This window comes from Micromonospora inositola (genome assembly GCF_900090285.1).
Classification (GTDB): domain Bacteria; phylum Actinomycetota; class Actinomycetes; order Mycobacteriales; family Micromonosporaceae; genus Micromonospora; species Micromonospora inositola.
This window is the reverse complement of the sequence record NZ_LT607754.1, coordinates 3069636-3089301: the sequence shown is the minus strand read 5'-3', so window position 1 is coordinate 3089301 and position 19666 is coordinate 3069636. Positions and strand designations below refer to the sequence as shown.

General features: G+C 73.0%; 17 protein-coding genes. 5 read left to right on the top strand and 12 right to left on the bottom strand.

All coding sequences use genetic code 11. The features are described from left to right. Window positions 1–32 precede the first annotated feature (32 nt). From GA0070613_RS14820 to GA0070613_RS14800, 5 genes are all read right to left on the bottom strand, one after another. The gene (locus tag GA0070613_RS14820; protein WP_089012844.1) at window positions 33–1721 is read right to left on the bottom strand and encodes an acyl-CoA mutase large subunit family protein; all 1689 of its coding nucleotides are present in this window, start codon (window positions 1719–1721) and stop codon (window positions 33–35) included. A gap of 95 nt (window positions 1722–1816) precedes the next feature. Further along, on the bottom strand, window positions 1817–2230 hold the full coding sequence (locus GA0070613_RS14815; RefSeq protein WP_089012843.1) for an Asp23/Gls24 family envelope stress response protein: 414 nt from the start codon (window positions 2228–2230) through the stop codon (window positions 1817–1819). 87 nt (window positions 2231–2317) lie between these two features. Then, entirely contained in the window at window positions 2318–3181 is an 864-nt protein-coding gene (locus GA0070613_RS14810; protein ID WP_089012842.1) for a hypothetical protein, read from the bottom strand. Between the two features lie 78 nt (window positions 3182–3259). After that, on the bottom strand, window positions 3260–4195 hold the full coding sequence (gene meaB, locus GA0070613_RS14805; RefSeq protein ID WP_408631002.1) for a methylmalonyl Co-A mutase-associated GTPase MeaB: 936 nt from the start codon (window positions 4193–4195) through the stop codon (window positions 3260–3262). Window positions 4196–4310: 115 nt separating this feature from the next. Next, window positions 4311–5510, bottom strand: coding sequence for an acetyl-CoA C-acetyltransferase (locus GA0070613_RS14800; RefSeq protein ID WP_089012840.1), 1200 nt, complete (start codon window positions 5508–5510; stop codon window positions 4311–4313). A 62-nt stretch (window positions 5511–5572) separates the two neighbouring features. Between GA0070613_RS14800 and mce the strand changes: the two genes are divergently transcribed. The 5 genes from mce to GA0070613_RS14775 all read left to right on the top strand — a co-directional run bounded on the left by mce (window position 5573) and on the right by GA0070613_RS14775 (window position 12982). Further along, window positions 5573–6046 carry a methylmalonyl-CoA epimerase gene (gene mce / locus GA0070613_RS14795; protein ID WP_089012839.1) on the top strand — a complete coding sequence of 158 codons (474 nt, stop codon included), beginning with the start codon at window positions 5573–5575 and terminating at the stop codon, window positions 6044–6046. A gap of 263 nt (window positions 6047–6309) precedes the next feature. Beyond that, window positions 6310–7665: a crotonyl-CoA carboxylase/reductase gene (ccrA, locus tag GA0070613_RS14790; protein ID WP_089015951.1), complete on the top strand. Its 1356-nt coding sequence runs from the start codon at window positions 6310–6312 to the stop codon at window positions 7663–7665. A 278-nt stretch (window positions 7666–7943) separates the two neighbouring features. Next, entirely contained in the window at window positions 7944–9197 is a 1254-nt protein-coding gene (locus tag GA0070613_RS14785) for a DivIVA domain-containing protein (RefSeq protein WP_089012838.1), read from the top strand. Between the two features lie 168 nt (window positions 9198–9365). Beyond that, entirely contained in the window at window positions 9366–11543 is a 2178-nt protein-coding gene (locus GA0070613_RS14780; protein WP_089012837.1) for a coiled-coil domain-containing protein, read from the top strand. Between the two features lie 353 nt (window positions 11544–11896). Next, window positions 11897–12982 carry an AI-2E family transporter gene (locus tag GA0070613_RS14775; protein ID WP_089015950.1) on the top strand — a complete coding sequence of 362 codons (1086 nt, stop codon included), beginning with the start codon at window positions 11897–11899 and terminating at the stop codon, window positions 12980–12982. A 50-nt stretch (window positions 12983–13032) separates the two neighbouring features. Here GA0070613_RS14775 and GA0070613_RS14770 read toward each other — a convergent pair whose 3' ends face one another. The 7 genes from GA0070613_RS14770 to GA0070613_RS14740 form a co-directional block, all read right to left on the bottom strand. After that, complete coding sequence (locus GA0070613_RS14770) at window positions 13033–13839, bottom strand: alpha/beta hydrolase (protein WP_089012836.1); 807 nt, start codon at window positions 13837–13839, stop codon at window positions 13033–13035. 66 nt (window positions 13840–13905) lie between these two features. After that, entirely contained in the window at window positions 13906–14232 is a 327-nt protein-coding gene (locus GA0070613_RS14765; RefSeq protein ID WP_172875823.1) for a hypothetical protein, read from the bottom strand. 68 nt (window positions 14233–14300) lie between these two features. Then, window positions 14301–15380, bottom strand: a complete 1080-nt coding sequence (locus GA0070613_RS14760; RefSeq protein ID WP_089012834.1) for a hypothetical protein — start codon at window positions 15378–15380, stop codon at window positions 14301–14303. Further along, complete coding sequence (locus GA0070613_RS14755; protein ID WP_089012833.1) at window positions 15377–15871, bottom strand: SigE family RNA polymerase sigma factor; 495 nt, start codon at window positions 15869–15871, stop codon at window positions 15377–15379. The genes GA0070613_RS14760 and GA0070613_RS14755 overlap by 4 nt, the downstream gene beginning before the upstream one ends. Window positions 15872–15912: 41 nt before the next feature. Next, window positions 15913–17703 (bottom strand): 3-hydroxyacyl-CoA dehydrogenase family protein, encoded by a 1791-nt coding sequence (locus GA0070613_RS14750; protein ID WP_089012832.1) that lies wholly within the window; start codon window positions 17701–17703, stop codon window positions 15913–15915. A gap of 123 nt (window positions 17704–17826) precedes the next feature. After that, window positions 17827–18891 carry an alpha/beta fold hydrolase gene (locus tag GA0070613_RS14745; protein ID WP_089012831.1) on the bottom strand — a complete coding sequence of 355 codons (1065 nt, stop codon included), beginning with the start codon at window positions 18889–18891 and terminating at the stop codon, window positions 17827–17829. A 91-nt stretch (window positions 18892–18982) separates the two neighbouring features. After that, a complete protein-coding gene (locus tag GA0070613_RS14740) occupies window positions 18983–19453 on the bottom strand; it encodes an FHA domain-containing protein (protein ID WP_089012830.1) in 471 nt (156 codons plus the stop codon). Window positions 19454–19666 lie beyond the last annotated feature (213 nt).

The following is a 19666-nucleotide window of genomic DNA, read 5'->3' as shown; positions in this document are numbered from 1 at the left end:
ACCGAAGTGCAAGATCGCGGAGGGTGGGTGGGTCAGAAGCGGGCGGGTTCGCGGTAGACGCCCCACTCGGCGCGGAGGGCGTCGCAGATCTCGCCGAGGGTGGCCTCGGCGCGGACCGCCTCGAGCATGGCCGGGATCATGTTCTCGTCGGTGCGGCTGACCTCGACCAGGCGGGCGACGGCGGCCTTCACCGCGGTTTCGTCGCGGGCGGCCTTGCGCTCGGCCAGCACCCGACGCTGCTCCAGCTCCACCTCGTGCGAGATGCGCAGGATCTCCAGGTCCTTGGCGACCGTCCCGGTGTGGCAGTTGACCCCGACGATCTTCTTGTCGCCCTTCTCCAGCGCCTGCTGATAGACGAAGGCCGACTCGGCGATGTGGCCGGTGAACCAGCCGTCCTCGATACCGCGCAGGATGCCCGAGGTCATCGGCCCGATCTGGTGCGGCCCCTCGCCACCGAGCTGCCGGATCCGGGCGAAGATCTCCTCGGCCTCTGCCTCGATCTTGTCGGTGAGCGCCTCGACGTACCACGACCCGCCGAGCGGGTCGGCCACGTTGGTCACCCCGGTCTCCTCCATCAGCACCTGCTGGGTACGCAGGGCGATCTCGGCAGACTCGTCGGTGGGCAGCGCCAGGGTCTCGTCGAGGGCGTTGGTGTGCAGCGAGTTGGTCCCGCCGAGCACGGCCGCCAGGGCCTCGACGGCGGTCCGCACCACGTTGTTGACCGGCTGCTGGGCGGTCAGCGACACCCCGGCGGTCTGGGTGTGGAACCGCAACCAGAGCGCCTTCTCGCTGGTGGCGCCGTAGACGTCGCGCAGCCAGCGGGCCCAGATCCGGCGGGCGGCCCGGAACTTGGCGATCTCCTCGAAGAAGTCCACGTGGGAGTCGAAGAAGAAGCTCAGCCCCGGGGCGAAGACGTTGACGTCCAGCCCGCGCGACAGCCCCAGCTCGACGTAGCCGAACCCGTCGGCCAGGGTGTACGCCAGCTCCTGCGCGGCGGTCGAGCCGGCCTCGCGGATGTGGTACCCGGAGACCGACAGCGGCTTGTACCGCGGGATCTCCCGGGCGCAGTACTCCATCAGGTCGCCGATCAGGCGCAGGTGCGGCTCCGGGTCGAAGAGCCACTCCTTCTGCGCGATGTACTCCTTGAAGATGTCCGTCTGGAGGGTGCCGTCCAGGGTGGACAGATCGACGCCCTGCCGCTCGGCGGCGACCAGGTACATGCAGAAGACCGGCACGGCCGGGCCGGAGATGGTCATCGAGGTGGTGACGCCGGCCAGGCCGATGCCGTCGAAGAGCGCCTCCATGTCGGTCGCGGTGTCGATGGCGACGCCGCAGTGGCCGACCTCGCCGAGCGCCTGCGGGTCGTCGGAGTCGCGGCCCATCAGGGTCGGCATGTCGAACGCGACGGAGAGCCCGCCGCCGCCCGCGCCGAGGATCATCTTGTAGCGCTCGTTGGTCTGCTGGGCGTTGCCGAACCCGGCGAACTGCCGGATGGTCCAGGTCCGCCCGCGGTAGCCGGTCGGGTGGAGCCCCCGGGTGTACGGGAACTCCCCCGGCCAGCCGATCCGCTCGAAGCCCGGGTACGCGGCGCCCTCCGGCGGGCCGTACACCGGGTCCACGGTCATCCCGGAGAGCGTGGTGAAGTCCGCGTCCCGCTTGCGCGCGGCGTCGTAGCGGGCCTGCCACCGTGCCCGTCCGGCGGCGATCTCGTCGGCGTTCATCCGCGGAGCTCCTCCTCGAGTCCTCGACTGAAGACCGAGTGTAGAACGGACTCCTGAACGATCGCTAAGGATGTTCGTACCGGCCGGTAACCTGGTCAGGCCGAGGGCGCCGCCGGACCGCCCAGGGCCACGTCATCGACCCGGATGTTGATCTCGTCGACCCGCAGCCCGTACGCCTCGACCGCCGCCGTCACCGCGGACCGCACCGCGTCGGTCACCTCCGGCACCGGCCGGCCGCCGGAGATCACCAGCACCAGGTTGACCACCGCCGCGCCGTTCGTGACGTGTGCCGAGCAGCCCCGCCGGGCATCGCCCACCTGGTCCAGGCCGACCTTGTCGAGCACCGCGTTGAAGAACCGGGCCACGTCCCCGCCCAGCTCGGCCACCCCGGGCACGGACTTCGCGGCGGCCACCGCGATCTTCTCCACCACCTCGTCGGAGACGTGCGTCGTGCCGCCCGCCACCGCGTCCGGCGTCACGGACAGCTCCTGGGTCGCCTCGTCAGCCATGCTCTCCCACCACAGACACGCGCACCGCCCCACGGGTTCGTGAGGCGGTGCGAGCGTACTGGTTGACGCGGGTCGGGAGTGGACGGGTCAGGGCCGGTCCACGACCCGGCCCTCGGCGATCCGGGCCACCGCGTCCGGGGTGGCCAGCTCGTCGCGCAGCTCCGGGTGGGCGTCATAGAAGGTCAGCGCCCGCAGGACCGTCTCCGGATCGGCGGCCAGCCAGTACGTCCGGACGACCAGGAAGGGGACGAACCTCAGCTCCCCGGTGTCGAGCCGGCCCGTGTGCCGGCGCAGGACGCTCTCCTCCGACGGGTATGCCTTCACCACGATCACGGGTGTGCCCAGCCGCTGCGCCTCGACCGCGAAGACGGCGGACCAGGGGACGGCGTACAGGTGGGTGAGGCCGCGGTGCGCGATCCCCGCCGGCGAGAGCACCAGCTCACCGGGCGCGAGCCGGAGCATGGTGACCAGGAACCAGCCGAGCAGCACCGCTACCCCGGCCATGACGACGGCCACCATCCACCCGAAGACCGTGCCCGACGTCCCCGCCGCCAACGCCATGGCCAGGAAGATCAGGATGCAGGTCGCCAGCAGCGCGCTGAACCAGACATACGTCGCGGTCGAATAGCCGAACCGCACCCCCGAGGTGCCGCCGCCCGGCCACGGCGTCAGCGCCGGAGCCGGACCGGACCGCCCGCGGGACGAGCCGACCACGACGAGGAACCCGAACACGGAGGCAAGCAGGACGGCGGCGACGCCGCCCACGACCACCGTGGCCCAGTCTCCGGCCCGGACCGCCGCCACCGTCCCGGCCAGCACGCAGAGCGCCGCGACGAGGATTAGGACCATTCCCAGGATCGCCGACCCCGGCACGCGCCGGCCGGACCAGCCGACGGCCCCGGGCGGAGTCGACGTTCCACCCGGGCCCGCCGCGCTCTCGTCCGCGTCCATGCCGCCACCCCCACCGCCCCGGACCGTCGGAGGCACTGTGCCCCGGACGCCGTCCGGTCAACCCTCGCGGAGCGGGGGTCAGGAGCCGAGCTGGGCGAGCAGCTCGTCCGCCGCCGCGTACGGGTCGATGGCGCCCTCGGCCACCTTGGCGGCGAGCGTCGACAGCTCCGTGCCGTCGCGCAGGGAGCCGATCCGGGCGCGGAGGACGCCCAGCGCGATGGCCTCGATCTCGGCGGCGGCCCGCGTCTCCCGGCGGCGGCGCAGCTCGTCGTGCTGCTCCAGCCAGCCGCGGTGCTTGTCGATCGCGGCGGCGATGTCGTCGATCCCCTCGCCCCGCGCGGCGATGGCCCGCACCACCTGCGGCCGCCACTCCCCCGGCCCCCGCTCGCCCAGGGCGATCATGCCCTGGATGTCGCGGACGGTGGCGTCGGCACCGTCCCGGTCGGCCTTGTTGACCACGAAGACGTCGGCGATCTCCAGGATGCCGGCCTTCACCGCCTGGATCGCGTCGCCCATGCCCGGGGCGAGCAGCACCAGCGTGGTGTCGGCCAGCGAGGCGACCTCCACCTCGGCCTGCCCGACGCCGACGGTCTCCACCAGCACCACGTCGCAGCCGGCGCCCTCCAGCACCCGGACGGCCTGCGGGGTGGCCGCGGAGAGCCCGCCGAGGTGGCCCCGGCTGGACATTGAGCGGATGTAGACGCCCGGGTCGGTGGCATGGTCCTGCATCCGGACCCGGTCGCCGAGGATCGCCCCGCCGGTGAACGGGCTGGACGGGTCGATGGCCAGCACGCCGACCCGGTGGCCGCGCGCCCGCAGCGCCCGGACCAGCTCGTTGGTGGTGGTCGACTTGCCCACGCCCGGGGACCCGGTCAGGCCCACCACCTGGGCCTGACCGGCGTACGGCGCGAGGGCCCCCGCGACCTGCGGCAGCACCTCGTCGCCGGACTCGACCAGGGTGATCAGCCGGGCCACCGCGCGGGGGTCACCCGCGCGGGCCCGCTCCACCAGCATCGGGACGTCCCGGCTGCGGCGCACCGATCCGACGGCCGCCGCCGGGGCGTTCTCGACGGTCTCACTCACTGGTCATGTCCCCTGTTCGGCCCGCGGGATCGACTGGATCCCGCGCTCACTGCTGGGCTTCGCCGCCCGCCGGCACGTGGATGATCAGCGCGTCGCCCTGGCCGCCGCCGCCGCAGAGCGCGGCCGCACCGGTGCCGCCGCCGCGCCGCTGGAGCTCCAGCGCCAGGGTGAGCACCAGCCGGGCGCCGGACATGCCGATCGGGTGGCCGAGCGCGATCGCGCCGCCGTTGACGTTCACCTTTTCGGTGCTGACCCCGAGGTCCCGCGCGGACTGGATGCCGACCTGGGCGAACGCCTCGTTGATCTCGATCAGGTCGAGGTCTGCGACGCTGAGGCCACCCTTCTTGAGGGCGTGGTTGATGGCGTTGGACGGCTGCGAGTGCAGCGAGTTGTCCGGGCCGGCCACGTTGCCGTGCGCGCCGATCTCGGCCAGCCAGGTCAGCCCCAGCTCCTTCGCCTTGGCCTTGCTCATCACGACCACGGCGGCGGCCCCGTCGGAGATCGGCGAGGAGCTGCCGGCGGTGATGGTGCCGTCCTTCGTGAACGCCGGCCGCAGCTTGCCCAGCGACTCGGCGGTGGTGTCCGGGCGGATGCCCTCGTCCTCGCTGATCACCAGCGGCTCACCCTTGCGCTGCGGGATGATCACCGGGGTGATCTCGTCGGCGAAGTGGCCGTTCTTCTGCGCGGCTGCGGCCCGCTGGTGGCTGGCCGCGGCGAAGGCGTCCTGCTCCTCACGGCTGATGCCGTGCTTGACGCCGTGCCGCTCGGTCGACTCGCCCATCGAGCAGCAGTCCCAGGCGTCGCTGAGCCCGTCGAGGGCCATGTGGTCCTTGATCGTGACGTCGCCGTACTTGTAGCCGCTGCGCTGGCCGAGCAGCAGGTGCGGGGCGTTGGTCATCGACTCCATGCCGCCGGCCACCACGATGTCGAACTCGCCGGCCCGGATGAGCTGGTCGGCCAGGGCGATCGCGTCCAGGCCGGAGAGGCAGACCTTGTTGATGGTCAGGGCCGGCACGGACATCGGGATGCCCGCCTCGACCGCCGCCTGCCGGGCCGGGATCTGACCGGCGCCGGCCTGGAGCACCTGCCCCATGATCACGTACTGCACCTGCTCGGGGGCGACGCCGGCGCGCTCCAGCGCGGCCTTGATCGCCACCCCACCGAGCTTCGTCGCCGGGAGGTCCTTGAGGTTGCCCAGCAGCCGCCCCATGGGGGTACGCGCGCCGCTGATGATCACCGAAGCCATGCCTGCCTCCGAGGGGGGTGCCGACCTGTACGCCTTAACGATTGTTCGGTCAGACTAGCGCCATGGCTGAGAACTCCCCCGTCGAGTCCGCTGCGGACTACGTCACAGACATCGGGCTGCGCCGCATCGACCACGTCGGGATCGCCGTGGCCGACCTGGACGCCGCGATCGACTTCTACGAGCGCACCTTCGGGATGCGCTGCGTGCACACCGAGACCAACGCCGAGCAGGGCGTACGCGAGGCGATGCTGGCCGTCGGCCCGACCGCCGAGGGCGGCTGCGTGCAGCTGCTCGCTCCGCTGACGCCGGAGTCGACGATCGCGAAGTTCCTGGACCGCAACGGTCCGGGCGTGCAGCAGGTCGCGTACACGGTGGCGGACATCGACGCGGCCTGCGCGGCGCTGCGCGAGCGGGGCGTCCGGCTGCTCTACGAGAAGCCGAAGCGCGGCACCGCCGACTCCCGGATCAACTTCGTCCACCCGAAGGACGCGGGCGGCGTCCTGGTCGAGCTGGTCGAGCCGGCCGCCGGCCACTGAGCTGGTCGCGGGGCCCCGTCCGGGGCCCCGCGAGCGCGGCGGTGCGCGGTTGACGCTTCCCCCGGACACCTCCACGCATCGGTGGATGCAGTTTTTCACAGAGGACTTCCCGCCCTAGCTACCGTTCAGTAACGTCCGGCCCCACAAGGAGCGCGACCGGTGCCGGATGTGTCGATTGCCGACATGGCGGTCGGTCGCACCGGCGCCGACGATGGCAGCACCCCCTGCCCCCCGGCGTGGGTGCGGACGAACGGGAGGTCACCGTGCAGGACATCCTCGAAGCGATCATGGCGGCGGAGGGCTCCGGCCAGCCGGAGCGGGAGCTCGCCGGCCTCGCCGGCCTGCCGGTACCGGAGAGCTACCGGGGCGTGGTGGTGCGCGCCGAGGACACCCGGATGTTCGACGGGATGGCCACCCGGGACAAGGACCCGCGTAAGGCCCTGCATCTGCAGGAGGTGCCCACCCCGGAGCTCGGCCCCGGCGAGGCCCTGGTCGCGGTGATGGCCAGCGCGATCAACTACAACACCGTCTGGACCAGCATCTTCGAGCCGCTGCCGACCTTCAAGTTCCTCCAGCGCTACGGCCGACTCTCCGAGCTCACCCGCCGGCACGACCTGCCTTACCACGTGGTGGGGTCGGACGCCGCCGGCGTGGTGCTGCGCACCGGTCCCGGAGTGACGAAGTGGAACGCCGGCGACGAGGTGGTCGCGCACTGCCTGTCGGTGGAGCTCGAGGACGCGGCCGGCCACGACGACACCATGCTCGACCCGCAGCAGCGGATCTGGGGCTTCGAGACCAACTTCGGCGGCCTCGCCGAGCTGGCCGTGGTCAAGGCCAACCAGCTGATGCCCAAGCCGCGCCACCTGAGCTGGGAGGAGGCGGCCAGCCCCGGGCTGGTCAACTCCACCGCGTACCGGCAGCTGGTCTCCCATCACGGGGCCAACATGAAGCAGGGCGACGTGGTGCTGATCTGGGGCGCCTCCGGCGGCCTGGGCGGCTACGCCACCCAGATGGCGCTCAACGGCGGCGCGATCCCGGTCTGCGTGGTCTCCTCCCCGGAGAAGGCCGAGCTGTGCCGCAAGATGGGCGCCGAGCTGGTCATCGACCGCGCGGCCGAGGGGTTCCGGTTCTGGCAGGACGAGGAGACGCAGGACCCGGACGAGTGGCGCCGCTTCGGCGAGCGGATCCGCGAGCTGACCGGCGGCGATGACCCGGACATCGTCTTCGAGCACCCCGGCCGGGAGACCTTCGGCGCCAGCGTCTACGTGGCCAAGCGCGGCGGCACCATCGTCACCTGCGCCTCCACCAGTGGCTACCAGCACCAGTACGACAACCGGTACCTCTGGATGCACCTCAAGCGGATCGTCGGCAGCCACTTCGCCAATTACCGCGAGGCGTGGGAGGCCAACCGGCTCGTCGCGCTCGGGAAGATCCACCCGACGGTGTCGAAGACGTACCCGCTGGAGCAGACCGGCCAGGCCGCGTACGAGGTGCACCGCAACGCGCACCAGGGCAAGGTCGGGGTCCGGTGCCTCGCACCGACCGACGGCCTCGGTGTCCGCGACACCGAGCTGCGCGCCCGGCACGAAACGGCGATCAACCGGTTCCGGGGCCACTGACCCGTACGGGCGATGCCGGGATGACCATTGCGGCGAAGAGGCGATTGCCTTTCCATCGCCCGGGACGCCATTTGATTGCCGTCTGACAAAGGGCCGCGGGGCCTCGCCCCGCGGCCCTTTTTCCCGCTCACCTCGCGTCACGCCCGACCCGCCCGGGACCTGCCAAGATCGCCGTTTGGTCCGGTCGCGCCGGCGCTCGGAGTTGACCATGTAATGAGGACACGAAAGCTGCCCACCGCTCTTGCGAAGCACCCTGGGGCGTCTGCCAGTATGTCCCAATGCCCCAGCAGCAGTCCTCCCCTCTCGCGTTCTTCGATAACGCGAACTCGCAGCCCGATTTCACCGTTGGCCTGCGCGGATACAACACCGGTCAGGTCGATGACTTCATCGGTCGGCTGACCGCCGCGCTGACCCAGTCCGAGCAGGCCCGCGCCGAGGCCGAGCAGCGGATGAACGACGCCCAGCGCCGGCTCCGCCAGGCCGAACAGCGCCAGAGCGCGTTGGAGCAGAAGCTCACCGACACCAACAAGCAGCTCGAGGAGAACAGCCGGCCGACCCTGTCCGGCCTCGGCACCCGCGTCGAGCAGATCCTCCGCCTGGCGGAGGAGCAGGCCAACGACCACCGCAACGAGGCCAAGCGCGAGTCGGAGGGCATCCTCTCCGCCGCCCGCCTCGAGGCCCGCGAGATCACCGACAAGGCGCGCGCCGAGGCGGCCGCGATGAAGGCCACCGCGGAGCGGGAGGCCGGCAGCGTCCGCACCGCCGCGGAGCGGGAGGCCGCGGAGGTCCGGGTCCAGGCCCGCCGCGAGGCGGACACGCTGCGCGCGGACGCCGACCGGGAGACCAAGCAGCTGCGGACCGTCACCGCGCACGAGGTGGCCGAGCTGAAGTCCACCGTCGAGCGTGAGGTCGCCACCCTGCGGGCCACCGCGGAGCGGGAGATCACCCAGCAGCGGGCCAAGGCCGCGCGGGAGGCCGAGGAGAAGCGCGCCGAGGCGACCAAGCTGCTCACCGACGCGCGCGACAAGCGCGACAAGGACCTGCAGGCCCTGGAGCTCCAGCTCGCCGAGCGGCGGGAGAAGGCGGAGCGCGAGGAGTCCGAGCGGCACGCCGCGCAGGTCGCGCAGACCCAGAAGCTGGTCAGCGAGGCCGAGCATCGGGCCCGGGCCGCGCAGGAGCGGGCCAAGGAGATCGAGCAGCGGGCCGAGGCCCGCCGGGTCGAGTCCGAGCGCACCGCCAACGACACGGTGGAGAAGGCCAAGGCGCTGGCCGAGAAGACGCTCAACGAGGCCAAGGCCGAGTCGCAGCGCCTGCTCAGCGAGGCCCGCACCGAGGCCGAGCTGACCACTCAGGCGGCCCGCCGCGAGGTCGAGGACCTCACCCGGCAGAAGGACGCCGTCACCTCGCAGCTCGGTCAGATGCTCTCCGGTCTCGCCGGCATCGTGCCGGGCGTGCCGGCGGCCCCGGCCAAGCCGGAGGCGGCCAAGAAGGAGGGCTCCGAGGAGCGGGTCACCGCCGAGCCGGCCAGCTGAGCACCACCCGCATCGGGGCATGAGCCACGGCGCGGGGTGACACCGGGTAACCGGTGGAACCCCGCGCCGTCATGCTTTCGCCGCCCGTTCCGTCCTATCAGTGAAGTAGCTCCCAACAGGGGCGTCCGTATCGCCCCAGCAGAGCCGGTTGCGTGTGAGGATGGGGGCATGTCGCACGGCGAGGAACTGTTTGCTCTCGGCGGGGACGTGACCACGGAGCCCAGCTTCGAGTCCGCTCTGCGGGGGTACGAGAAACGACAGGTCGACCGGTACGTCGCTCGTGCGGAGCACGAGATCGCGACCCTGACGACCGAGCGGGAGCAGGCGTACACGCAGATCCACAAGCTGGCCGGCCAGGTCGAGGTGCTGCAACGCGACCTCGCCCAGGTGCGCAAGCAGGTGGGCGTGGTGGACCGGGCCTCGTTCCGGCACCTCGGTCTCCGGGTCGAGCAGATCCTCACCATGGCCGAGGAGCAGGCGGAGGAGATCCTCGCCTCCGCCAACGAGGAGATCGAGGCGCGGCGGGCGGCCGCCGAGCACATCATCTCCGAGGCCCGGGAGCAGGCCGCCCAGGCCCTCAAGGACTTCGAGATCGCCCTCGCCGCCCGGCGGGCCGAGGAGGAACGGCACACCGCCGCCCGCAAGGCCGAGACGGACGCCACGTTCAAGGCGGCCAAGGAGGAGGCCGGCAAGCTCCGCAAGGACGCCAAGGAGGAGGCCGGCAAGCTCCGCAAGGACGCCAACGACGAGGCCGCCACGCTGCGCAAGACCGCCCAGGAGGCGCTGGCCAGGGCACAGAAGGAGGCCACCCAGCTCCGGGACACCGCCAAGGAGATCCACACCCGGGCCCAGCAGGAGGCCACCCGGCTGCGAGAGACGGCCAAGGAGGCGCTGGCCAAGGCCCAGCAGGAGGCGACCCAGCTCCGCGAGGCGGCCAAGGAGGTGCACGCCAAGGCCCAGCAGGAGGCCAAGCGCCTCACCGAGTCCGCGACCGAGGCGAGCCGGGCCACCCACGCCAAGGCCCTCACCCAGGCCAAGCAGACCGTCGACGACGCGGAGGAGGCGGCGAAGGCGACCCGCGGCCGGGCCCGGGCCGAGGCCAACCGGCTGACCACCGAGGCCGCCGACGCCGGCAAGCGCAACCGGGCCGAGGTCGAGGCGTACGTCCAGCGGATGCGGAGCGAGACCGAGGCGTACGTGCAGCACGCCCGCGCCCAGACGCAGCAGGAGCTGGGCGCCTGGCGGGCCGGCGTGGAGCAGGAGGTCAACTCCCGACGGGAGGCGGCCGACAAGGAGCTGGCCCAGCGCCGCGCCGCCGCCGAGCAGGAATACGCCAAGCGCCGCGACGAGCTGGACAAGCAGCACACGACCCGGCACGCCGAGCTGGAGAAGCTGCACAAGACCCGGCAGGACGAGCTGGAGCAGACGTACACGACCCGGCGGAACGAGATCGAGCAGGGCGCCGCGGCCGTCCGCGAGGCCGCCGAGCAGGACGCGCTGACCCTGCGGCGCCAGGCCGACGAAGAGGCAACGGAGCTGCTCCGCCGGGCCGAGGCCGACGCCGCCGAGAAGCGCCGCAAGGCCGACGAGCACGTCGCCGCCTCGCGACGCCAGTTCGAGGAGTACGCGGCCACCACCCAGCAGCACCTGGCCACCACACAGCAACACCTCGCCGCCACCCAGCAGGAGGTGGCCGCCGGCCGGCAGCAGCTCGCCCAGGTGATGCTGGAGATCGCGCAGGCCCAGCAGGAGCTGGCCGACTTGCGGCAGGAGACCTGGAAGTCCCGGCAGGAGTCCGACGAGCTCCAGCGGAAGCTGGCCGAGCTCCGGTTGCCGGAGACCACCGGCACGACGTCCGCCGGCCTCGCGGCGACTCCGGTCGCCCCCGACGAGTTGGCCGGAACCGCCGGCGGCGGCGCGGGCCCGGGCAAGGGTGCGGGCCCGGGCAAGGGTGCGGGCCCGGGCAAGGGTGCGGGCCCGGGCAAGGGTGTGGAACCGGTCCCCGGCACGGGCAGGGCGCCGGTGAGCCCCAACGGCAGGGCGCCGGTCCCCGCCAACGGCAGGGAGCCGGCGACGGCGGCCCCGGCGGGAACCAGAGAGCCGGCCGGCGGCGCCGCCACCGCCGACGCCGGACCGGCCCGTCCGGTCGCCGAGTCGGTGACCACGGTGGACGGCGCTGGCGGGGTGGAGGGTGAGCCGACGGTCGCTGCCGTGCCGGGCGAGGGCGGCCGGGGCGTCACCCCGACGAAGATCACCAGCACCGGCGAGAACGGCAAGCGGCCGACGAAGCCGACCACCGACGAGCGCAGCGCCAAGCCGAGCGCCGTCACCGTCGAGTCCGACTGACCGCAGCGGGTCCGGCGCCCACCGATCCGCCACCGTCACGTCGACGCCGCCTGCTCCGGGCACCGGACGGCATCACTCGCCCGCCCGGTCGCTCGCGGGCCGGACGACCGCTGGCCCGCGAGCCCGCCGGGCCGCTAACCTCCCGGGCAGAGGCTCGTGCGGGCGCTGCCGGTCGGCTCGGCACGTCCGCCGCGGGCGCAGAGCTCCGGCGGCCACCCCGCCGGAGCGGGATCCGGGGAGGTCCGGTGTCGCAGGACGAGCCGTCGGGAACCGCCCGACCGGACGACGACCCGCTGGCCGCGCCCCGGCCAGAGGACGAGCCGAAGGCGAGCGGCACGCGGACCGACGGCCCGGTGTCGGACCCGACCGAGTTCGAGGTGGGCGGGCCGAGCGGGCGGTTCGGCACCCCCGGCAGGCCGTTGCGGCGCAGCAGCTTCCTGGTCGGGTTCACCGGCGCGCTCGGCGTGCTGCTGGCGTACGCGGTCTTCCTGGGCCTGCGCAACGCCGCCGGCATCCTCGTCCTGGTGATCATCGCGCTCTTCCTCGCCATCGGCCTTCACCCGGCGGTGGTCCGGCTGCGCGGCTGGGGACTGCCGCACGGGCTGGCGGTGGCGGTGGTGACGCTGACCGTGGTGCTGCTGATCATCGGCGGGGTGCTGGCGCTGGTGCCCCCGGTGGTGACCCAGTCCGGGCAGTTCGTCCAGCAACTGCCGAGTTACGTCGACGAGCTGCGCCGCAACCCGACGGTCAACGACCTGGTCGTGCGGTACGACGTGATGGAACGGGTCCGCTCGGCCGCGAACGCGGACACCATCGGCCGGGCCCTCGGGGGCGTGCTGGGCGGCGCGCAGTTGATCTTCGGTACCATCTTCCGGGCGCTGACCGTGCTGGTGCTGACGATCTACTTCCTGGCCTACTTCGACAAGCTGCGCGCCCTCGGGTACGCGCTGGTGCCCCGCTCCCGGCGGGAACGGGTGCAGCTGATCGGGGACGAGATCCTCACCCGGGTCGGCGCGTACATGGTGGGGGCGCTCAGCATCGCGGTGCTGGCCGGGGCGAGCACGTTCGTCTTCGCGCTGGTCGTCGGGCTGCCGTACCCGTTCGCCCTGGCGGTGGTGGTCGCGGTGACCGACCTGATCCCGCAGATCGGGGCCACCCTCGGCGCGGTCGTGGTGACGCTGGTGGGCCTCGCCACCGACCTGCCGGTCGGCATCGCCTGCCTGGTCTTCTTCCTCCTCTACCAGCAGGTGGAGAACTACCTGATCTATCCCAAGATCATGCGGCGGGCGGTCTCGGTCAACGAGGTGGCCGCGCTGCTCGCCGCCCTGCTCGGGGTGTCGCTGCTGGGCGTCGTCGGCGCGCTCATCGCGATCCCGACCGTGGCCGCCCTCCAACTGATCCTCCGCGAGGTGGTCCTGCCTCGGCAGGAGTCCCGCTGAGCCGCGCCGGCCGGAAACGGCGCGCCGGGCGCTCCCGCTGACCCGGCCGGTCAGGCCTGGTCGGGACGCGGGCCGGGAACCGGGATGTCGGCGAACGAGGCCACCGTCCGGTCGGCGTACGCGCTGACGTCACCGGTCTCCACCGGGCCGTCCCAGGTGGTCGGCAGCGGCACCGCCACCGCCGGGTTGACCCGCCGGACGATCTCGTCGAGCACGGTCTCCGCGTCGCCCACCCAGAGGTGCTTGGCGCCGGGCACCCCGACCACCTCGGCCTGCGGCACCGCCGCGAACCGCTCCCGGGCCTCCTCCGGCCGCAGGTAGTCGTCGAACTCGGGGACCAGCGCGGTCACCGGCTTGCCGCTCTCGGCCCACTGGGTCAGGTCGGCGGGGGTGGAGAAGCGCAGCGGCGGGGAGAGCAGGATCGCCCCGGCCACCGCCGGGTCGCAGCCGTACTTGAGCGCCAGGTCGGTGCCGAACGACCAGCCGACCAGCCAGATGTTCGGCAGCTCGGCGAACTCCGCGTACTCGATGGCGGCGGCGACGTCGAAGCGCTCGCCGACCGCGTTGTCGAAGGCCCCCTCGCTGGTGCCACGGACGCTGCTGGTGCCCCGGGTGTTGAACCGGAGCACGGCCAGGTCGGCCAGCGCGGGCAGCCGCCAGGCCGCCTTGCGGAACACGTGGCTGTCCATCATCCCGCCGTGGGTGGGCAGCGGGTGCAGGCAGACCAGGGTGCCGACCGGCTCCCGGTCCAGCGGGCGGGCCAGCTCGCCGACCAGCTTCAGCCCGTCGGCGGTGTGCAGCTCGACGTCCTCCCGGTGGCCGGGCAGGATCGACGACGCGCGGATCGGTGTGCTCACCGTCCCAGTCTCGCGCGCCGCCGCCCCGGTCGCCCGCGGGGGCGGAAACAGCGTGATCCAGATCGCTCAGCCGAGGCGGGGGGCGCTCCGGCCGCGCTGGATGACCGGTCCACGCCGGTCCCGGGCCCGCCAGCAGCCGCTGTGCCAGTGCCGCCGGTCGGTGAGGTCACCCCGGTCGTCCGCCGGCCAGGCCACCAGGTGCGCCACCCCCGGGCGGATCTCCTGGTCGCAGCCGGGGCAGCGGTACGTCTTGGTCGACGCCCCGCCGCTGATCCCGCGTACCTGCCAGTCGCCGTCGCGCCACTGCTGGACGGTGGGCACGCCCTGGCGTACCCGGTCGGAGTCCAGGTGGGCGGTCTCGTCCCGGCGGGGGCGGTTGCGACGGGGGCTCACGGTGACCAAGCGTACGTGCCGACGGCGGGACCAGCCCGGGACGGGCGGCCCCGCCGGGGCGGCCCCGGTCAGTCCCAGGTCTCCGGTCGGGTCAGGTCCTTCGCGACCCGGGCGCCGGCCAGCACCGTCGCCGCGTCCGTCTCGGTGAAGCCCTTCCCCGGCCAGCGGAAGTCGGCGATCAGGTGCGTCTTCGGGATGCCGAGCAGCTCCAGTTTGTCGCCGTCCGGGTAGAGGTAGGCGGGCCGGCCATCGACCGTCCGATTGCCGTCGGTCCGGCTGCCCGCGATCGCCACCGCGTACTGGAGGCGCACCCACATCGTCGAGGATTCGCCGCGCCGGAGTGTCAGCTCGACGTCGATCCCGCCGGGGAAGCCGGCGACGTTCACCGTGCAGCCGCCGATCGTCGCGCCCGGCGGCAGGTCGGTGAGGCGCAACGGGGCGACGCAGCGCCGCGCCTCGTCCCAGCGCAGCGCCGCCACGGACCGGTCGAACGCGTCCCGGTCGTAGCCGAGCATGGCCGCTCGGGCGTACACCCCGGGGACGGGCTGCCAAGCCTTGACCAGGCCACCGGTGGAGGCCGCCGGGCTGCCGGCCGGGCGCAGCGGACTACGCACCTCCCGGACCGCCCCGTCGAACCGGGGCGGGGTGGTCGCCACGTCGTTGGGGAAGTTCTCCAGGTAGAGGCCGTCGAACGCCTCGGCGCTCCGGGTCACCTGCACCCGCACCGGCACCCCGCGCACGGCCTCGAGCCGGACCTCCTCGACCTGCGCCCCGCTGGCGCTCCAACCCAGGTACCGGGCCTGGGCCGGGTCGACGCCGAAGTGCAGCACCTGCGGGTCGGTGCCGATCCGGGCCGGATCGGTGGCGGCCGCGGGCGCCCCGTCGGCGCGTGGCGGCACCGGCGCGGCGACGGCCGGCGTCGCCGCCGTCCACGGCAGCCGGCCGGGCAGCCCGGTGAGGTCCGTTCCGGTCACCCCCACCGCGCCGAGGACCCCGACCAGGGCCAGCGCGGTGCCCGTCGCGGCGCGGCGGCGCAGTTGGCGGCGGCGGCCCAGGGCGCGGGAGTCCCGGAGCAGTCGGTGGGTGTCGGTCTCCCCCTCGGCGCGCTCCCGCAGCACCGAGGCGATCCGCTGGTCGAGGTCGGTCACGGCCGGCTCCCGTTGGTCGTCGGGGCGCCGCAGCGCTCCCGGAGATGGGCGAGCGCCCGCATCGCGTGGGTACGGACGGTGACCGGCGAGCAGTCGAGGATCTGGGCGATGGTGGCGTCGTCCAGGTCCTCGTAGTACCGCAGCACCAGCACGGCGCGTTGGCGGTCGGGTAGGGCGCGGATCAGCCGCCACATCTCGTCCCGGTCCGCCGCCTCCCCGCCGAGGTCGCCGCGTTCGGCACGCTCGGCGAAGGTGTCCACGGCCAACTCCCGGCTGGACCGGCGGCGCCACCAGCTGTTGTTGGCGTTGACCAGCATCCGCCGGACGTAGACGTCGGGACGGTCGGCCCTGGCGATCCTGCGCCAGTGCACGTACGCGCGGGCCAGCACGTCCTGGGTCAGGTCCTCGGCCCGGTGCTCGTCGCCGGTCAGCAGCCGGGCCAGGCGGATCAGGGCCGGGCCGCGGCTGCCGACGTACTCCTCGAAGGTCACACCCTCAAGACGCCGTCACCCGCGCCCGGTGTTGACCCGGATCAGCGGTTGGTGTGGTCGCGGAAGCCGCGGCCGCTCTTGCGGCCCAGGTAGCCGGCGGTGACCAGGTGCTCCAGCAGCGGCGCGGGGGCGAAGCCCGGCTCGCGCAGCTCCAGGTAGAGCTCCCGCTGGATGGCCAGCGACACGTCCAGCCCGACCACGTCCAGCAACTCGAACGGGCCCATCGGGTAGCCGCAGCCCAGCTTCATCGCGTAGTCGATGTCGTCCGCGGTGGAGTAGCTGGCCTCCAGCATCTTCACCGCGTCGTTCAGGTACGGGAAGAGCAGCGCGTTGACGATGAAGCCGGACCGGTCACCGCAGACCACGCCGGTCTTGCCCAGCGCCGCGCAGACCGAGCGGGCGGTGGCGGTGGTCTCCGCCGAGGTGCGGATGGTCTGCACCACCTCGACCAGCGGCATGACCGGCGCCGGGTTGAAGAAGTGCAGCCCGACCACGTCCGCCGGCCGCTGGGTGGCCATCGCGACGTCGATCACCGGCAGCGACGAGGTGGTGGTGGCCAGCACTACGCCCGGCTTGCAGATCTCGTCCAGGCTGGCGAAGAGGGCCTTCTTGACGCTCAGCTCCTCGATCACCGCCTCGACCACCAGGTCCACGTCGGCGAGGTGCTCCAGGGTGGCGGACCAGTTGATCCGGCCGAGCGCCGCCTCGCGGTCGTCCTCGCTGAGCTTGCCGCGTACCACGCCCTTGTTGAGCGAGGTCTTGACCGCCTCGAAGACCTTGGCGGACTTCTCCGCGCCGCGGGTCACCGAGACGACCTCGTACCCGGCCTTGGCGAAGACCTCGATGATGCCGGTGGCCATCGTTCCGGAGCCGACCACGCCGACCTTCGCGATGGCGCGGGCGGCGTCGGCGAGCGCGGCCTGCGACGCCACGGGCGTCTGGTCGTCCGGTACGACCACCGGGGAGCCCGGCCGCTCGTAGGTGTAGAAGCCACGGCCGGACTTCCGGCCGAGCAGCCCCGCGGTGACCATCTGCTTGATCAGCGGCACCGGCGCGTGCCGGCGGTCCCGACCGCCGCGCCGGTACATGGTGTCCAGGATCTCGTACGCGGTGTCCAGGCCGATCAGGTCCATCAGGGCGAGCGGGCCCATCGGCAGGCCGCAGCCGAGCTTCATCGCGGCGTCGATGTCCTCGCGGGTGGCGTACCGCCCCTCGAGCATGCTCACGGCGTGGTTCAGGTAGCCGAAGAGCAACGCGTTGGCGATGAAGCCGGCCCGGTCGTTGATGGTCACGTCCACCTTGCCGAGCCGCTCGCAGAGCGCCTCCACGTCGGCCACCACGTCGGCGGAGGTGACCACGGTGCGGACCACCTCGACCAGCTTCATCACCGGGGCCGGGTTGAAGAAGTGGATGCCGATGACCTGGTTGGGGCGGGTGGTGGCGACCGAGATCTCGGTGACGCTGAGCGAGGAGGTGTTGGTGGCCAGGATCGCCTCGGGCTTGCAGACCCGGTCCAGCTCGGCGAAGATCCGCTGCTTCAGGTCGAGGTGCTCGGGGACGGCCTCGATCACCAGGTCCACCGAGTGCAGCGCCTCCAGCCCGACCTGGAAGTGCACCCGGGACAGCAGGGCGTCCCGGTCCGCCGCGGCGAGCTTGCCCTTGGCGACCGCCCGGTCGGTGGAGCCGGTGAGGATGGCCCGGCCGCGGTCCAGGGCGCCCTCGGAGATCTCCACCGCCACCACGTCGACGCCGTTGCGGGCGAAGACCTCGACGATGCCGGCACCCATGGTGCCCAGACCCACCACACCCACACTGGTGAACTCGCGCGCCACGACCGGCCTCCCCTGGTTGACTCCACCGTTGCCGACATGAACGGCCACTAAGGTTATGCGCCGGAGTCTGCCATGTGACGCTGCGTTGTCGAGACGTCGTGGGATATTTCACGCAGGGAGGCCTCAGGCGGTCGCGGGCACCCCCGTCAACGCCAGCAGCTCCGCCACGAACTCGACCGGCCGTTCCAGGTGCGGGCTGTGCCCGCAGCCGGGGAGCACCACCTCCCGGTACGTCCCGCCGGCCGCCGCGTACCGCTCCAGCACCGCCCGGGTCTGCCCGATCATCGGCTGGGGCGGGCAGTCCGCCTCCCCCGGCCAGCCGGGCACCACCCCGAGCGATCCCAGGTACGCCAGGTCGAACAGGGAGGTGTCCGAGACGATCACGTCGGCGTCGCCGCGTACCCAGGTGACCGGAGGCCCGGCCGGGACGGCGACCAGCTCGTCGGCGATCCGGAAGTGGGCCGGCGCGAGGGCGTTGAGCACGCCGCGCTCCCCCGGCGCGGTGCCCGGCCAGTGCGGCGAGGCAACGGCCGTGCCCGGGTAGTTGTCGTCCCCGGTGGCGGTGGACAGGACGCTGTCCAGCAGCAACTCCTCGTCCTCGCCGAGCGACGCGGGATCGGCAACGTAGGTGGCCCGCAGCACGTTGCGGGGGCTGGTCGGGGCGTCCTCGCCGCGGTCCTTCGCGGCGAGCCGGGCGACGAAGTCGGGGTTCGCCGTGCCGGCCCCGGTGCCGGCGAAGTCGAGCGTGGTGGGGGTGCCGTGGGCGTCCCGGGTGCCGCCGAAGCCGTACGGGGAGACCGGCGCCTCGAGCAGCAGGGCGGCCACCCGCTCGGGGTGGTCGACCAGCAGCCGCATCGCCACGCCCCCGCCGAGCGAGTGCCCGACGACCACCGGCCGGGCGTCGGCGGCGAAGAGCCCCGGCACGTCGAGCAGGGCGGCGACGTCGTCGGCGAAGTCGCCCAGCCCGCGCGTCGCGTCCACCGGCGCGGCCTGCGTGTCGCCGTACCCGCGCAGGTCGGGCGCGACCACCCGGAGGGTCGCCGGCAGCCGCCGGATCAGCGGCTCCCAGAAGGCCGCGGAGGAGGCGTTGCCGTGGACGAGCAGCACCGGCACGCCGTCCGGCGGGCCCGCGACCCGTACCGCCTGGGTGATGCCGTTCGCCGACACGGTGTGCTGCGCGCTCTCCATCGGCGCATGGTGGCACGTCGAGCCGCCCGGGTCCATGGGCCCGGCCCACATCCCGGGCCACCGGCCGGTGTGCCGGCCCGCAGGTCCCGGCTCAGCGGTGGGTGTCGACCGGGGCCGGTGGGAGCGGCAGGACGGCGCCGCGCGACTCCACCGCGGCCAGCGGTCCCGGTGGGACCGGCAGCGGCAGGGTCGGGCGATGGTTGCTGCGCGGCGCCCCGAAGGCCAGCCCGACCGGATCGGTCCGGGCGACGCCGGGGTCGAAGTACCGCAGTTCGGTACGGCCCAGCCGGATCACGTCGCCGTCGGTAAGGAGCTCGACGCCGGCGATCCGGCGGTCGTTGAGCCAGGTCCCGTTGGTCGAACGGAGGTCCACCAACGACACCCCCTCGTCGGTCAGCTGGACCGCGGCGTGCCGGCGGCTCAGGTGCCCATCGTCGAGCACGATCCCGGCGGTCGGCGCCCGGCCGATCACCTGCGGGTCACGGCCGACGCGGAAGCTGAATCCCCGCATCGTCCCGCCGGTCACCGTCAACAGCGGCATCAGTTCCGGATGATCCTCCATGGACCGTCGCCCTCCACCCCACCATCGCCCCGCGGGTCAGCGTGCCATCTCACGGGTTATCAACCCCACCACCGGGTGGTCACCTTCGCAATCCGGGCGGTCAGCTCCCTTCGCCGGTTCGGCGGGCGCGCCGGGGTTGGACCGCCACCCGGCCTGCTGCGCGACCACCCCGGGCGGGTGGTCTTCGGGGCGAGGCGAGGGCTACCGGCGAGT

Coding starts and splice junctions, on each gene's coding strand:
- meaB (WP_408631002.1), bottom strand. CDS start 4,195: ATGCTGGTGGAGCGGGCCCGCGCGGGTGACCCCCGCGCGGTGGCCCGG.
- GA0070613_RS14780 (WP_089012837.1), top strand. CDS start 9,366: ATGTCGCACGGCGAGGAACTGTTTGCTCTCGGCGGGGACGTGACCACG.
- GA0070613_RS14785 (WP_089012838.1), top strand. CDS start 7,944: ATGCCCCAGCAGCAGTCCTCCCCTCTCGCGTTCTTCGATAACGCGAAC.
- GA0070613_RS14820 (WP_089012844.1), bottom strand. CDS start 1,721: ATGAACGCCGACGAGATCGCCGCCGGACGGGCACGGTGGCAGGCCCGC.
- GA0070613_RS14745 (WP_089012831.1), bottom strand. CDS start 18,891: ATGGAGAGCGCGCAGCACACCGTGTCGGCGAACGGCATCACCCAGGCG.
- GA0070613_RS14740 (WP_089012830.1), bottom strand. CDS start 19,453: ATGGAGGATCATCCGGAACTGATGCCGCTGTTGACGGTGACCGGCGGG.
- GA0070613_RS14815 (WP_089012843.1), bottom strand. CDS start 2,230: ATGGCTGACGAGGCGACCCAGGAGCTGTCCGTGACGCCGGACGCGGTG.
- mce (WP_089012839.1), top strand. CDS start 5,573: ATGGCTGAGAACTCCCCCGTCGAGTCCGCTGCGGACTACGTCACAGAC.
- GA0070613_RS14810 (WP_089012842.1), bottom strand. CDS start 3,181: ATGGACGCGGACGAGAGCGCGGCGGGCCCGGGTGGAACGTCGACTCCG.
- GA0070613_RS14800 (WP_089012840.1), bottom strand. CDS start 5,510: ATGGCTTCGGTGATCATCAGCGGCGCGCGTACCCCCATGGGGCGGCTG.